This window comes from Brevibacillus brevis, assembly GCF_001039275.2.
In the GTDB taxonomy this organism is placed as follows: domain Bacteria; phylum Bacillota; class Bacilli; order Brevibacillales; family Brevibacillaceae; genus Brevibacillus; species Brevibacillus brevis_C.
On the sequence record NZ_CP030117.1, the window covers coordinates 5668324 to 5686044 of the forward strand.

Here is a 17721-nt window from a genome sequence, read left to right on the forward strand (position 1 = left end):
CTTACACCTCGATATCGAAAAAGTACTGCATAGCCTCGTTTTTGGACATTTCGCCGCGCGATACTCTCTCCAAGATCACGCGCAACTGGGTTTCCCCGCTTCCATGGACGGAGGCTTCGCCATCATCCGTTCCATAATCGAATGCGTAATGGGGAAGATTCACTGTTCCCGCTGCAGGGTGATGCCTTAGACTTAGCAAATCTACGGATCTTCCTTGAACCCATTGTAGAGCAAGCCGGAACAGCTCCCCAGCATGGTCCTGCCGTTGCGTGTTTACCGCATGTACAGATTTGCCCAGCCTGCAATTTGGCGAGATGAACATATCCGGGTCACCCACTGCTTCCCCTGCTCTCAACGCTTCCAGCTTCAGTCGCAGATCGTCAACTGAACGATAAATGATAGCCAAACGGTATTCCAAATCGTGGTTAATCTGAATGAGCGAGTCCGAAACCGCTTCTGGCGGGAGATTGCGTTCCTTTCTTAGCAGTCGTAGCATACGATTCGTATAGCTTCGTAAGCTATATTCGGTTTTGGCCGACCAAACGGCCAGATACTCTGACGGCGGGTCAATAGCCGCATCCGCCCCAGTCTCTGTCCGGATGCGCGAACCGATATACTCTTCAACGATAAGCACGGCATACGAACCGCCAGCACCAAACGAATTGATCATACTCCTGCGTGGGAGCGGGTGCCCATTTGACGGGTCAACCTTCTGCTCCCAGGGCTCGAACTTCTCCTGCAAGTAAAAAGGCGTGCCTTCCAGTTTAAGATTCGGATTGCGCACGTCAGCATGAATCGAAGGAACGAGCATGCGGTATTTCAATTGCAGCAGCACTTTACTGAGCTGCGAGATGCCGGAAGCCGCTTCAAGATGCCCGATGTTCGATTTGACCGAGCCGATGGCACAATATTGCTGCTTGCCGGTAAATCGCGAGAAAGCGCTGCGTAAAGCCGCGACCTCGATAGAATCGCCCAGCGGCGAACCGTTAGCCGCGCACTCGACGTAGGTGATCGATTCGGGATCGACTCCCGAACGCTTGATTGCCGATTCCATAAGCTGTGCCTGCTGCTTCGGATCGGGGACGCTATATTTTTGTCGGCCGCCGCCATGATTAACGCCGCTGTACGTGATGATCCCGAGGATCCGGTCTCCGTCACGTTCGGCCAGCGAAAGCGGTTTGAGCAGGACTGCTCCGACGCCTTCTCCGGGAATATAACCGTCACCGTCGCCGAACGATTTGCTCCTGCCGCCGGTCGCGAGAAAATTGACCTGCTCCAGCGCCTCGTATTTGGACACGTCAAGCGTCAAGTTGACTCCGCCGGCAACAGCCATGGAACACCCGTTCTGCCTTAGACTTTCGCAAGCGAGATGTATCGCGGTAAGCGAACTGCTGCAGGCGGTATTGACCGTTAAGCTAGGACCTGTCAGGTTGAAGAAATGCGATGTCCGGTTTGCGATCTGCCAATCGGTCCGATTCGAATGAAGCGCCGCCTGCTCCAACGACGGCATCTGCCAGCCATATTGGCTGTACATCGTTCCGGCAAACACCCCGATACCGACCTGCTCCCGGTTCTGCCAATGCTGTATCGCCGATTTGGAATAACCTGCACTCTCGAACGTTTCCCAGACCGTCTCGAGGAAGAGCCGTGCTTCCGGGGGAAGATCCCGGGCCTCTTCGGCATCCATTTCGAACAACCGATGGTCGAAACGATCGACTGCATCTAAAAACCCGCCGTAATAAGGAGCCCTCTGTTCGGTTTCTTTGGCCGACGCCCCCCGAAGCAACATTCGGCACCATCTGTCAGCAGGCGCTTCTGTGATGCAGTTCTCTCCCGACCTGAGCCGCTCCCACAGCTCCTCCAATTGATTGGCTTTCGGGTATCTACCCGCTACACCGATTATGGCGATACCTTCCTGCTTCAAGGCACTCGAATTCACATCCTGCCGTTGCGTATCGACAAACGCTTCACGGACAGAGACCGGTCCGGAGGGCGGCGTTACGGAAATATGCGGGGCTGGAGGCTGCTCTATAACATCCGCCGTCCATGATTTTCGAATCCGTTCCGCATAATGATCGGCCAAATAAGCAGCTGCCTCATGGACAGTGTTATGTTCAAAAAGGAGCGTTTTGGGCAACTCTCCGGTCAGCTTCTCCAGCTCGCGGATCAGATCCAGTTGCATGATGGAATCCATGCCGTATTTATCAAATGCCGTATCGGGGTGAATATCGTCCGCAGGTATCCCGATAATACCGGCCAGCTTCTGTTTTACCCATACCGTTAATTCGTCCCGAAGCACCGCGCCATGATGATGAGCTTTAGGCTTTCTTGGACGGGCAGGACGGTTCACCAAACGGATGTGGGCCCTTAACCGTTCTGGATCACCATGCATGAAAAGCAGTTGATCCCGGTCGGTGCCGAATGCCCGGTACAAAGCCTGCATACCGTTCATTGCGTTCATGGGAGCCATACCGATCCTGTCTCTTAGGCTCTGCTCCGTTTCGCGAGTAACTCGCATACCGCCATCCTGCCATAATGGCCAGTTAATGGAGAGCATTCTGCCTTTTCGGCCGCCAGCGGATGATTGACCGTTTCGATATGCAACGTAGGCATCCATAAAGCCGTTCGCCGCAGCGTAATCGGCTTGTCCGTAATTGCCGAGCACAGCCGCTGCAGCGGAGAATACAAGCACCCAGTCGACTTCCAGCTCCCGGGTTGCTTCATCTAAATGGACAACTCCCTTTACCTTCGCACCCATAACATCAGAAACCTGAGTCTTGGTTTTATGAACAAGAAGACTGTCTCTCAGCAAGCCTGCGGCATGAATGATTCCGTTCAGCCGCCCATACTTGGACCTGACGGCTTGGATGACGGCAACGGTCTGCTCCTTATCGGATACGTCCATCTGCATGTACACCGCTTGTGCGCCTAACCTTCCTAACGCGGCAAGCTTATCGTGGATCGCTGTACCGGCCGGCGTTCTTCCAGCAAGCACAAGCGTCGGAGAGACGACCTTCCCGGCGATCTCCTTGGCAAGTGCGTAGCCCAGCCCGCCGGCACCGCCTGTAATGAAATAAACGCCCTCATGCTTCCACGGAATGTCCGCCGCCAAAGGGCTCTCCTCTCGTTCAACCCAATGCTGAACCTGTCGAACGCCATTGCGATAACGAATCATAAAGTCTTCCGGGCAGCTCTTGTTCTCTAGAAGCTTCCGAATCAAGTCCTCCGCTCGAACATTTTGTTCCAGCTCGATGTACTGCCCGATGAAACCGGAATACTCCAGACATGCCGTCCGAAGCAATCCGGTCAGACCCCGGTACAGCCAATCGCTTTCCGAACTGAACGAAGCAATCTGGATCAGCGACTCCTGGTGAACGCCTTCCGAATGAATGGATTTGAGTTCTTTCATCATTTGAACGGCGTAGGTCTCGTAACGCTCCGTTATTTCCGCTGCACGGCCTGCGCTAAGCGTCACATATCGGGTCATGCCGCCGGCTTCAGATTGTACGAAGTTGACGATCGATTCATTCGGTTCGCACAGGAAGACGATATGCCGCGATGCCGTTTCGGAGTCGTCTTCACCGACGGCCTCCTTTTCTACCCATACCGGTTCCCACAAGAGTGTTTCATTTCCTTGTTCGGCTGCTACGCCTTCCATTTTGGGCTCCCGGAATGCTAGTCCAATAAGCCGTGCACAAACGTTCCCTTGTTCATCGCACAAATCAATGTCGACCTGCCGGGTCCGTTCATCGAACGGCGCATTCGCGCTCCGCCTTATATGGGCCCACATGTCCGATATACAGCTCCTATAAACACGAAGCTCCTTAAGTGCAAAAGGAATGACCGATTTAATCCGGTCCAGAACGCGGCTTCTGTCCGCGAGGTCCGCCGTGGCTACGACGCCCGCCGCTTGAAGCGCTGCATCCAGCATGCCGGGATGAAGCCCGTAATGACGGGCCGTTTCCTGGGCGGCTACCGGCAGCCGAAGCTTGGCCAGCGCTTGTTCCTCGCCGATATATAGGCGTTCGATGCACTGGAAGGTCGGACCGTAATGCATGCCGATCTGCCTGAAAGCCGTATAACACTGCTGTGCATCCAGCATCGCCAAGCCGCACTTCTGCCGGATTGCATCCAGGGTAACATTCTCCGTGCGAGAAAACGGTACGACCGCAGCTTTGCCGTGGTGGCAGCGTACCGCTTCGTCCTTGTCGACAGTTGCTACGGCGTATATTTCATAGTCAATGGTACCGCTATCCCCGGTTTCCATATGAAATTCAAGCTCCGTATGCGGACCGTCCACGCTATAAGGCCGGGTCCAGAACAGATCCTTCAGTCTGATTTCATAGTCTCCATCGCTTAATTCCAATGCCATCCCGACAGCAGCTCGGGCCATTTCCAGAAAGGCTACACCTGGTAATAACGATCGTCCCATAATGACGTGATCCGCCAGAAAAAACTCGCGGCCGGTGAACGTGGAGCGAAAGCCTGTTCCTTCAAGCGCTGGTATTTTACGGTGAAGCAGCGGATGCAGATCAGCGCCCTCCGGTGGGCTTGTCCGTACAACTGGCCTTGCCGCGGATTCAGGCACCCAATAACGTTCCCGCGCAAACGGATAAACAGGAAGCGCCAGCCTGATATAACGGCCATCCGCGAATAAACGGTCGAATGACATCTCATAGCCTTGCGTATACAGCTCCAAAATCGACGCAAGCCGTTCCAAATAGTTTATTCGCTCAGTTTCCCGCGCACACGCATCCATACAGGCATAGCCATAATGATCGCTCGGGAGCGTCTCTAGAGGCAGCTCTGCTCCGGGATCGGATTGAAACATGTCTACGGCTTGCCCGTTCTCCAGCCATGCGTTCAACCGCTCCGCCAATTGTCCGGCGTTCTGCACGAGGCAGGCGAGCCTGTGCGGAAAGTGCTTTCGGCCCAAAAGAAGCGTAAAGCTTACATGTCCAAGATCGACATCTGGTTCGCCTTTGATGTACGCCATCATTTGTTCCGCTTGCCTGCGCAGTTGTCCGGCTGTCCGCGCCGACAGTGCGATGAGGTAGGCGGGCTTGTGCGTACGCGGCTGCACCGTATCCGGAGCTTCCTCGATTACCATATGGGCGTTTGTTCCGCTAAATCCGAATGCGCTGATGGCGGCTCGTCGTTTCCCCCCTGCCTCAACCTCCCAATTCTTCAGCGATGTATTGATGTAAAATGGACTATCAGATGCCTCTATGTTTCCATTGATCGATTGAAAATGTAGCGAAGGAGGCAGCTTCCGATGCTTCATGGCCAGCAAAATTTTCAGCAAGCCCGCAATTCCTGCTGCCGCTGTCGTATGTCCAATATTCGTTTTGATCGAACCCAATGCACAATATCCGGTTTTGCTCGTATGCTGACGGAATGCCCGGCTGAGCGCTTGGTACTCGATCGGATCGCCCAAACGGGTTCCGGTCCCATGCGCCTCGACCAATTGGATATCGGCCGGGTTAAGACCGTATGAATCATACACCTGACGCAGCAGCATTTCCTGAGACCTCGCGCTTGGTGCCGTTATCCCGTTTGTTGTCCCGTCTTGATTCGTGGCGCTACCGCGGATGACGCCATAGATGGAATCGCCGTCTTTCAGCGCATCCCGCAGCCGTTTCAACACGACGACACCTACACCCTCGCCCGGAACGAATCCGTTGGCACGGTCGTCGAATGTATAGCATCGCCCATCTGCGGAGAGCATTCCCGCCCGGGTTGCGCTAATATAGAAGCCTGGCGTAGGCTGAAGAAACACCCCTCCGGCAATGGCGGCCTCGGTCTCCCGGCTCCACAAGCTCTGACAAGCCAAATGGATGGCCACAAGCGAGCTGGAGCACGCAGTATCTACCGTTACTGCAGGCCCCTGCAGATTGAGATAGTACGATAGACGTGCGGGAATAACGGACCCTGCGTTACCCCACATTGCTTGAGCCGGAGGCCGGCCCTCGATCAGCTCGGCGTAATAATTCATATTAAATCCGGCATAAATCCCGCAAGCTCGTCCATCCATTCCCTTTCCGGCATAACCAGCATGCTCCAGCGCCTTCCAGGCCTCTTCCAGAAAAAGCCTTTGCTGCGGGTCCATATAGGCAGCTTCCGTTGGGGAGATGTTAAAAAATAACGGGTCAAAAAGATCGAAGCCTTCGATAAAGCTGCCGAAATTGCAGAAAGAATCGTTTTCCATATAAGAAGACAAGTCCCAACGTGTTACCTTCTCCACGAGGTCGTCGCCATTTTCCAAGTGCTTCCACAATTCCTCGAGTGTATCCGATTTGGCAAATTTACCACTCATGCCGATGATGGCGATCGGCTCTTTATAAAAGGCCTCCCCCAACTGGTCCGTACTATCGGAGGAAACGGTTTTCTTCTCTTGCTGCACGGGCGGCTTTCGTTGGCCTGCCTCCTTAACAGAGGACATGGAAGGTACGTTGCCATCTGTTTCTGCCCATCGAGCCGCAATAACCGGACCGAACGCACTCCACAAATAGTCGGTCAATTTCCGGATCGAGCTGTAATCGAACAAAATCGTCGTGGATAAGGCGGTCCCCAAGACGTTGTTGATCTGCTTAACGAATTGAACCCCGGTAATGGAATCCAAACCGTAATCGGAGAACGATTCATCCGTATCGATGCGCTGTTTGTCGAGCTTTAGCGATACGGACAAGTTTTCCATTAATATACTCCGGATACGGCGTTTAAATTGTCCTTCGTCCATAGCTTCATGTACAGAGACAGAGTCTTTCTCCGTCTTCTTCACCGTGATGGAAGCAGAACCGGTCGCTGCCTCCATCCATGCAGCATCAGCTTCGCTCATTCGCGCTTGGCGAACGATACCGTCGCTTTGGGCAATAATGATCTGCTGCCCCAACGCATGAGCTTCCTTAACGGGGAACAGCACGTGCTGAAAGCCTTCTTGACTCAAAACCCTTCTCCAGGTTTCCGGGTAGAGGCCCGGACAGCCCGGGATCCGAAGCATATGATCCTCATATAGCCACCACCCTTGCAGCAGCCCGAATGTCAGATGGGCAAACAACGAATTGCCGCTGATCTCATTGATGAGCAGCAGACCGTTTTTTTTCAGCAGCGTCTTGGCGTTTCTGAGGGTTGACCGAATATTGGCCGTCGCGTGAAGCACATTGGACGCAAGCACAAGATCGTAGACGCCTGTTTGAATTTGCTGCTCGGCGCAAGGCTTCTCGACATGATAGAGCTGGCAGGTCAAGTATGGCGCCTTCGTTCTATAGACGGCTTCGGCATGCCGAAGAAATCCTTGCGAAATGTCCGTATACTTATATTCCGCTATCCGTTCCTGATAGGGCGTAAGCTTACGGATCACCATGGCGCTCGTCCCGCCTGTGCCCGCACCGATTTCCAGCAATCGAAACCGCCCATGCGGATTTTGTTTCAAACTTGCTTCGATATAGGCAACAACCGCATTAGCCATTCCTTCATTAAAGTAATCCGCAATCTCATTGTCTTTATAAATACCTTCGACCAATTCCATAGAAGAGTTAGGAAAAAGGACATCTGTAGCCGGCAGCTTGCCTGTTAAGATGTCCGGGAGCTGATGAAGCACCGCATCAAGCAAGGTGACCCGCGCACGCAAGCTTGAATCTTCCAGCCAGGCCTGTTTGCGGTTATTCCACTCGCTCCATGCGGTTTCCAGCCCGGTGCTTTGATCGTTAGCAAAATAAGCCGTATCCTTCATCCTCAGCCAGCCGTGTTCTGTTAGAACGGCCAGGGTGTGCTCAAACCAGCGCTCATATTTACCGTCTATGCCTGCTGCTGCCATTGATGCGGACGTAATAGCACCGGCTTCCGCAAATTCCCCCATGGTTCGAAGCTGCTGCCATAGCAGCCGGCTTAGCAGTTCTTCCATTTCCTTCATACAGAAGCCTCCATCTCCGATTTTTTCCGAATCCGGTTGTTTATCCGATCTGCTCCGCAAGGAAGGCCTCCAACTGTCCAAGCGTTGCCTGTTGAAGGAGCGTATCGCTTGTCATAGCAAGCTGATAGTGATCCGAGATCCACCGGGAAAATTCGGCCAGCTTAACAGGGTCGAATCCATACTCATAGAATGGGATGTCCGCTTCGATTTCTTCCGCTTGCACATTCAATATGCTCGCTGCCGCCCGTAGCAGAGAATTTCCAAGCCGGTCCGCCGACTCTCCCTCTCTAAGCAAGTCCGAAGCTTCAGCCTTCGGAACCGCGGGCAAACGAAGATGATTGACGATATGCTCGAAAGACAGGCTGTCCTCTTCCGGATAAGCTTCCAGCTCATCGGCGATCGGCAGGCCAAACTTTTCGTTACCTGCCGCCGTTTTCATCAGGGCAAGCTGATCGAAAGGTCCGGCAAGCAGCGATTCCAGCGCGTCCATCGCCTCGCCCGGTTCAATGGAGACAATGCCTGCTTGCGCCATTCTCCGGCGGTAACGCTCTGACGACACAGCGCCCGTGCTGCCCCAATAGCCCCAGTTCATGATCTTCACGGCGCATGGCCACTCCGTCGCCAGACGCTGCGCGAACGCATCCTTGAACGTGCAGCCTGCCGCATAGTTGCTCTGCCCCTCCTGCTTTAGAAACGCGTTCATTGATGAGAAGAACAGGACAAAGTCCAGCTTTTCATGGCCGAATATTTGTGCCATTCGTACGCTCACATCTGTCTTCGGGCGCAATCCCGCAACGAACCGCTCCTCTTCCATGTTCGCCAGGCTTTGATCCAGCAGTACGATGGCCGAGTGGACCAGTCCGTGGATGCGTCCGTATCGGTTTATTATTTCCTCATACGCCCGCTCCATCGCCTTACCGTCAGTCGCATCGGCTTGGATATAGCGTGGAGCCGGTCCAAGCTCCGCCAGCCGATCGATCTTGGCCTGTATGCCGGTATCCTTCTCCCGTCGCCCGATCCAAACGATGTTCGCCTGATAACGCCGAATCATATATTCGCTCCACACTTCTCCGATGCCGCCCGTACCGCCGATGACTACATAGACGCCACCCTTCTTGTATACGGTAGCTGCAGGCTTGTTCATGCGCACGGGCATCAGTCTCTGCCGGTACCATTCCCCGGATCGGTACGCCCATCCATCGCCCCGCGCATCCGGCGGGAGTGCGAACAGTTCCTCGAGCGGCCAGCCGTTATCCATCTCCATGTCCGCAAGACAAACGGACCAGTTCGGATATTCCTTTGCCATTGAGCCGATTAGCCCGTGGAGGCTTGCATGGGCAGGCTTAATCGCTTCGCCACGGTAAACCTGGACGGTTCGAACCGTGATGATGCTCCACCGTAACGGCTTCATGCCATATCCAAGGGCCAACAGGGCTTTTAGGGTTCGAAACAGGAACAGTACCCCTTCACGCTGCGCCTCCAACATGGCCTCCGATTGCGCTATTTCTATCGAATCATCCGGAGCAATCCAGATCAAATGCCCGATCGGACCGGACAGTTCCAGCTTCCGTGCCAATTCCGTCGTGGTCTCTCCCGCATGAAGCTGCACATCCGATGCATCCTCTACATGCCGCCTGATCTCCGCGACCCTTGCGGCCGTACCGCCAATAATAACTGTGCGGCCATACGGCTTCCGATCAGCCGCGTTTCTTACTGTCGATGGGGCAGGGTCCCACACTGGCACGAGTAATCCGTTATGGGCAAGCGGAGATCTAGATTCCTCAGCGGAAATAACCTTCGCCTTCTCATCAGGCTCAAGAGCAGGCGCGGAAGTATGTCGTTCTAAAGAGTAGAACGCTCCTTGTTCATCCGTAGAAGATACCGACGGCAGCCAATAACGCTCCTGTGCGAACGGATAGGTGGGCAGACTGACCCTCTCCGGCTTATCGCCTTCTTCATAGAGACTGCTCCAGTCGATATCCAGCCCTTTTACCCATAGATCCAGGAGCTTCGCGTATTTACCTTTGGCCATCCAGGCCCCGACCGCTTTCATCATATCTTCGTCCACCGCAATGAGCGCAACGGTTTCCCGGTTCTGTTTTACCGATCCTCTGTACAAATCCGGAATTCCTAGCTGCCCATCCACATATTGGATAAGCTTTGCCCGCAGCTCCTCGACCGTTCTTACGACGATGGCCATACGCTCTTCCATCGCCTCCCGGCCTACCTGGAGTGTGTAAGACATGTTAATCAGGAAAGAATCGTCATTTTCAAGGTCTTTATTAACCGCCTGCAGCAGATGCCGAGCCCGTTCTTTTAATTGGTCTTCACTTCTGGCGGAGAGCACGATCATACATTCTCGCTGAGCTTTTGGCACATGCACGGCACGCTTACGATCCGGAATATACTCGGCAACGATGAGATGAGCGTTCGCACCGCCGGCTCCGAATGAGGAAAGGCCGGCCATTCTCGGCTTCTCCTCGATTTTCCCGTCAAGTACCATCACCGGACGCTCCCACTCCCCTAGCTCCCGCTGAACCTGAAACGGCGTAGTAGCAAAATCGATAAAAGGGTTGGGCGTGTCGGCATGCAGCGACGGTACCAGCTTCCGGTGCTTGAGCTGCAGCAGCACCTTGGTCAGGCCCGCTATGCCTGCGGCACTTTCACAGTGACCGATATTCGATTTCACGGAACCGATCGCACAATATTGCTTGTCCTCGGTATAAGCTCCAAACGCTTTAGAAAGCCCGGCAATTTCAATCGGATCTCCAAGAGATGTACCCGTACCATGGGCCTCTACATAGCTGATTGACCTTGCGTCTATACCCGACTCCTTCAACGCGCGCGCAATTGCGGAAGCCTGCGCATTCGGATTCGGAACATAATAACCGTTCGTTCTCCCGCCGTGATTAATAGATGTCCCCTTAATGACGCCATAAATCTGGTCACCATCAGCGATGGCCTTCGCAAGCGGCTTCAACAGGACGGCTCCAACGCCTTCCCCGGGGACATAGCCGTCTCCGCCGGCTCCGAAGCTTTCGCAACGGCCTTTGGTGGACAGGAAATTGCCTTGGCCAAGCAACAGATATTTGTTCGGATGCAGCGAGACGTTTACGCCGCCGGCAATGGCTGCATCGCACTCTCCCCTTTGCAGGCTGTGGCATGCAAAATGGATGGCCGTGAGCGAGGACGAGCACATCGTATCAACAGCAACGCTCGGACCTTGAAAATTACAAACATACGATACCCGATTGGCAATCGACGCCGGACTTCCGCTCAGCGCGACCGGATTACCGTTCATCGTCTCCCGAACTCCGTAAAGCTGGTACTCCTCGTACATGACGCCTGCGAATACCCCTACACTGGAGCTCTCACCGTCCCCTTTTCTTCCGGCAAGACTGTCCCGGGTGTAGCCAGCATCCTCGATTGTTTCATAGACACACTGCAAAAAGAGCCGCTCCTGAGGATCCATAAGCTCTGCTTCACGCGGCGAAATATTAAAAAACAACGGGTCAAACTGATCGACGCCCTCCAGAAACCCGCCCCACTTGCCATTTGTTTTGCCGGTCGTTCCTTTGTCAGGGTGGAAATAAGGGGTATGATCCCACCGTTCCTTTGGAATTTCTGTCACGCAATCGACGCCCTTTTGCAGCAGTTCCCAAAACTCATCCATATTTCTCGCACCCGGATATCTGCCGGCAACACCGATTATCGCGATATCAAGGGGAGCGCTGCCGGGAAGGCTGCGCTGCTTAGGGACGGCAATCTCGCTTTCCTTCTCTGGTAAAAGTACCGTTTGTCGCGCGGCAGAATGTTCCGGCATACGCGTATCTTCCTCTAGCACCTTCGGCTGAGGACGATCTCCGAATAATTGCGCACAACGTGATTCGTGCCGCTGTATGAAAAACTTCGCCAAGTCACGCAGATTTTGATATTCAAAAAACAGCGTTTTCGGCAAGGAGCCGAATAGACGCTCGAGCTGTCCCGTCAATTGCATGACGATAATGGAGTCCAGCCCGAACGTCATCATGTGCGCATCCGCTTCCACCCGATGCAGAGGCAGCCGGATGACGGAGGAAACGATCTCCCTCACTTTTAGGAGGACACGTTCTTCCACTTCGGTCGAAAGGGTATCCATTGCCGATTCGTACTGCTGCACATCATCCGACGATACTTGGATATCCCCTGTCAAGGCTTGCTCCAATCGATCAGCGCTTCCAGCCGCGACGATCACGTTCGACGAACCGATTGACATCGCCTGATCGAAGGCCCGGCTTCCGGCTTTGGTGGACATCGGAATCAATCCGATCGCCTTGGCGAGCTCACGCTCGGCATGCTCGCCTGCCCGCATGCCGCCTTCTTGCCATAACGGCCAGTTAATGGAACAAGTATGGCCTTTTCTTTGGCCCTCCGAGGCAAGTCTGCTGCGGAAGACGGCATACGCGTCCATAAACGCGTTTGCCGTGCTATAGTCCGCCTGCCCGGGATTGCCAAGCCAAGCAACCACAGATGAAAACATGACGAATACATCCAAAGGGATATGCTTCGTTGCTTCATCCAGGTGGACGAGCCCCGAAACCTTAGGAGCCAATACCGCATTCCATTCGTCCTTGCTTTTGCGAAGTAAATAATTATCCGCATGCACGCCGGCGCTGTGAAGGACCCCGTTCAATCCTCCGTACTCCGTCTCGATAGCGTGAACCAGCCGCTCTACCTCCTCCTTCCGTGTCATATCCGCTTGCTTGTATACAATGTCGGCGTTTCCCGAAACTGAATTTTTGATCTCGTACAGCTTATATGGATCGCACTGTGCTCGGCCGGTCAGAATGATCGTCGCTCCGCGTACGGCTCGGGCGATTTCCTTCGCAAAAATGATACCCAAGCCGCCTGCTCCGCCCGTAATGAGATAAACGCCATCGTCCTTCCATAACCGGGAGTTCGTTCCCTCTCCAGGAGCCCGCCTCTTGAGTGTCATCACCATACGACGGGAACCTTGATAGCCGATATGCGTATCCTCGGGATGATCGAGATTATCGCGAAGCTTTTGCACGATTGCGTACTCTGCATCGTATTGCGATATTTCGATCAATTGCCCTGACATATGCGGGTTTTCCAGACGCATCGTTTTTAGCAGCCCGCGCAGTCCCGCCAGCAGCTCGCGTCCGCTAACGGGGGTATAAACGATCTGTATGACGCCTCTCCCTGTTACTTGGCGCAGCAAGTGCTGGGTCTCTTCGAAGATCCGCTGCGCGAAGCGGCTAAATCTCTGCTCCATGGCGTCCTCTTCGGCCGTCAGCACTAAGCAACGGACACCGGGAAACGCGCTTTCCACCGATGCTTGCAGCATGGGAGCGGGCTCGCACAGGATCACGGTATGCTCGGTTACTGGCGAATTCGCCATTCCAGGCTGCGGAGCTTTGTCCCTCCATTCCGGAACCATAAAAAGGACATCCTCTTGCCTGGCACCCGCCTCCACCGCTCTGGCGCAATACCCCTTCATTCGTACGCAAATATTCCCCTGCTCGTCCAGCAGATCGATGTCAAGGCTTGGAAGCTGATTGTGTCGACCGCTGCCGCTGCTGAAGCGGGCGAAAGCCCACATAACAGGCAGGCATTCATTCAGCAGCTCCAACTCCTCTAGCGCAAAAGGAAGCGGCGGAGAGGTATCTGGTTGGTAGCCGACTTCCGTATCGAGTCCGAGCAGCAGGCATGAAGCTGCCTGCAGCGCGCCGTCCAGCAAGCTCGGGTGCAGCGCAAAACTCTGCACAGACGCAGCTAAGGATTCGGGAAGCACCAGCTTCGCAAGCGCCTTGCCCTGTCCGGTGAGCAGAATGTCCATGACCTGATGAGAAGGACCATAATTGACACCGATCCTATTAAATGTCTCGTAGCATTCCGTCCGGCTGATCGAACGTGTAGCACATTCCTTCAGTAGCCGGTCGATCGGAATGCGTGGCTGCTCACCCGGCTCCTCCAGGCATACGGAGCCTTCACTGCATAAAACGGTTTCGGCTTCAGCCGGACCGTATACCCGAAAAGCAATATCGCCGTCGGTTGACGGTGTCAGCGTAATTTCGGCTGAAACGGCTGCAGCCCCTGCCGTAATGGGCTTAGCCCATATCACATTTTTGAGCCGAATCTTCTTCCCGCTGTATTTCCCATCGCTTACGGCCGATTGAACGGCCGCCCGTGCCATCTCTAAATATGCAGCTCCCGGCAGCACCCGCTGCCCATGCACCACATGGTCTTCCAAGAAAAACTCTTTGCCGGTAAAGATCGACTTAAACCGTTGTTCGGCAAACGTAGAGACATTCCGATGCAGCAACGGATGAAAAGCCTCCGAGAATTGCAAAGCTTCCTGTGCTCCTGCATGCGGACTGCTCTCGCCCTCGTTTACCCAATACCGCTCATCGGCAAAGGGGTAGGTCGGAAGAGACACTCTGTTATAACTGCACCCCTCGAACAATTGTTCATAGTTCAAGGAATAGCCTTGGCTGTATAAGTCTGCCACGGCAGTCAGACTCTCGATAAACTTGGCATCTTGGTCGGCCGCTGCGCAAATGGCTATACATTCATTGCCATACTGTTTCAGATCCGGCTTCTCCCGTTGCTCTTTCGTTAGGGCATCAGATCCATAGATACCCGGACCTTCTCCATTCATCAGCCAAGTTTCAAGCCTGAGAAGAAGCTCCTCCGTATCTCTGGCCAAGAAGGCGAGCCGGTCGGCAAAATGTCTCCGTCCGAGAAGAAGCGTTAAGCTCATATCCCCGATGAATATACTGCCGTTCTCCCTCCTGCAAAACGCAGCGAGCCGTTCCGCTTGCCTGCGCAGCTGCTCACCTGTCCGAGCCGACAGTACAATCAAGTAGAGAGAGCGCTGCCGCTTACCGCGTCTGATATGCGGCGGCGCCTCCTCAATGACCGCATGGGCGTTCGTGCCGCTAAAGCCAAATGAGCTGACAGCAGCGCGGCGCGGCGTGCCGGGCTCCGTCTCCCAAGCCCGAATGGACTTGTTGATGAAAAACGGACTGCCTTCCAGGCGGATATTCGAATTGATGCGCTCTGCGTGCAGCGACGGCGGTAGCTGCTTATGCTTCAAAGCAAGCAATATTTTCATAACGCCGGCTACTCCGGCAGCGCCGACTGAATGGCCGATATTCGTTTTGATCGAACCAAGAGCGCAATAATGCTCCTTATCCGTATAATGCCGGAACGCACGCGTTAAGGCCTGAAACTCGATCGGATCGCCCAGTCTTGTTCCCGTTCCATGCGCCTCCATCATTTGGATCCCCTGCGGATCGAGCTGGAAGCGGTCATACACTTGGCGCTCCAATCGTTCCTGGGATTTGGCGCTTGGCGCTGTAATGCCGTTGGTCGTTCCATCCTGATTAATTCCGGAGCCCCGGATGACACCATAAATATGGTCGCCGTCTGCCAATGCGTCCTTCAATCGCTTCAGCATCACGACACCAACCCCTTCGCCGGGTACAAAGCCGTCCGCCCGTTCATCGAACGTATAGCAGCGGCCGCTCGGCGAGAGCATGCCAGCTCGAATGGCGTTTTCATAAAATCGAGTCGTCGCTTGCACGAAAACACCGCCCGCCAATGCCATTTCGACCTCATTGGACCAAAGCGCTTGGCAAGCCAAATGAATAGCCGTCAGCGAGCTGGAGCAAGCCGTGTCAATCGTAACCGCAGGCCCCTGCAGATTAAGAAAGTACGCGATACGAGATGGGATTACGGATATGGCGTTCCCCCAAAACGATTGAGCTGGCGGATGATTACCAAATAATTCATTGTAATCGTTTCCACAGCATCCGACATAGACCCCGCATTGCCGGCTTGAAACTGCCGATCCCGCGTAGCCCGCATCCTCAAGCGTTTTCCACGCTTCTTCGAGAAACAGCCTTTGCTGAGGGTCCATATACGATGCTTCCAGTCCCGAAATATTGAAGAACATTGGATCAAACCGGTCGATATTGTCCAAAAAGCTGCCGTCGCGGCAAGCATCCGAGCCGCTCCAGGCCAGGTGGGAAGAAATATCCCAGCGGGTGATTGGGCCCACCAAATCATGGCCGCTTGCGATATGCTGCCACAGCTCGTCCGTCGTTTCCGAGCCAGCAAACCGTCCGCTCATCCCGATAATCGCAATGCCCTCCACCGTCATCGGGTCACAAGCAATCTCCTGCTCTTGCTCCGCAGTATCGATTACGACGCTGTCGGCTACAGCATTAGCTGCTTCTGCTTCTACTTTTGGTTCAAGCACATTTTTATGTATAAAAACGTCCATATAAGCCGACTGGATATGTGCAGTCAATTCGTTCACGGAGGAGTAGTCGAACAGACTCGTCGTTTCCAGCTCCACCTTTAGCGCCTCGTTCAATATACGCACCAGATGAATGCCAAGGATGGAGTCGACGCCGTAATCGGCAAACGATTCATCGTCTTGGATAATATCGGCACTCACCTTCAACGATTCGGCCAGTTTCTCTCGAATAACCGCTCGAATCGTTTCCGATATCGCGTGCTGGTCGATGTCCTGAACGTTCGCCGCTTCTACCTTGACAAGCGGCGCTGGGTAACCATGCTGTGTTTCGATCCGATCCAAGCGTTCCGAAGACGAAGCCCGAGCTCCCCCAGGCTCTGCAACTCCGGCAGAGGCCGGACGTTTTTCAAGCTGTCGAACGATGCCGTCGCTCTCTGCAATGACAATTTGCTGCCCCCATTCATGTCTGCCTTCAGCAGGGAAAAATACGTGCCGAAAACCCTCCGCCTCCAGCACCCGCTTCCATGTCTCGGGGTACAAGCCGGGACAGCCGGGTATTCGGAGCTCTGCATCCTCATACTTCCACCAGCCTTCCAGAAATCCGAAGGTAAGATGGGAGAACAGGGAGTTGTCATTTAATTCATTGAGAAGAAGCAGCCCATTCTTTTTAAGCGCGGCTTTGGCATTGCGCAGTGTTTGCCTGATCTGCTTTGTAGCATGAAGAACATTCGTCGCAATCACCAGCTCATAGGCTCCCGGCTCTATGTGCTGCTCCGCTAGGGGTTTCTCCAGATCGAATATTTGACAGGTCAAATACGGATTGTCAGGCCGGTATTCTTTCTCGGCGTGCATAAAAAAAGCGCGGGACAGATCCGTGTAGCAGTACTCCTCAATATTCGCCTGGTACGGTTTCAGCTTGCGAAAGACCATCGCGCTCGTTCCGCCCGTGCCGGCGCCGATCTCTAAAATCCGGATGCGTACCGATGCGTCCTGACGCTTTCGTTCTTTTACATAATCGACCACGAAGTCTGCGATCACTTCATTGAAGTAATCCGCGGCCAGATTGTTCTTGTAAATCCCCTCCGTCAGCGCCATGGAGGCCTGAGGGAATATAACGTCGGTTGCAGGCATTTTGCCCGTAATGATCTCCGGCAGCGCCTTAAGCGTGGCTTCGGCCAAGACGGCCTGCGCTTTAAGATTCGGGTCGGCAAGCCACTCCGTTTTTTGTCGGTCCCATTCTGCCCAGATGGTCTCGATATGGACAAGCGATGTATCGTAAACATCGATATTGCCGCCGCTAACCTCGAGATAACCGTGCCGCGCAAGTGCGGCGACACTTTCTTCCAGCCATCTTTCGTATATCCCGCGCAAGCCGGCAGCTGCTTTTAGCGCATCCATTGTCGTATTCCGTTCCCTAAACATGCCAATCGATTGCAGTTGACCCCAGAGTAGCCGGCAAAGAAGCGGATCGTTCCACTTCATTTGCAGACTTCCAACCTTAAATCCCGACATTAGCAGGCCATCCTTTCTTTTATTATGCATC

The 17721-nt window shown here is 54.1% G+C and carries 2 protein-coding genes; both read right to left on the reverse strand.

Annotated elements, in window-relative coordinates; translation table 11 throughout:
• Position 1: 1 nt before the first annotated feature.
• Entirely contained in the window at positions 2-7912 is a 7911-nt protein-coding gene (locus tag AB432_RS27030; RefSeq protein WP_053079639.1) for an SDR family NAD(P)-dependent oxidoreductase, read from the reverse strand.
• 40 nt (positions 7913-7952) lie between these two features.
• Positions 7953-17690: an SDR family NAD(P)-dependent oxidoreductase gene (locus tag AB432_RS27035; protein WP_053079640.1), complete on the reverse strand. Its 9738-nt coding sequence runs from the start codon at positions 17688-17690 to the stop codon at positions 7953-7955.
• Positions 17691-17721: the final 31 nt, after the last annotated feature.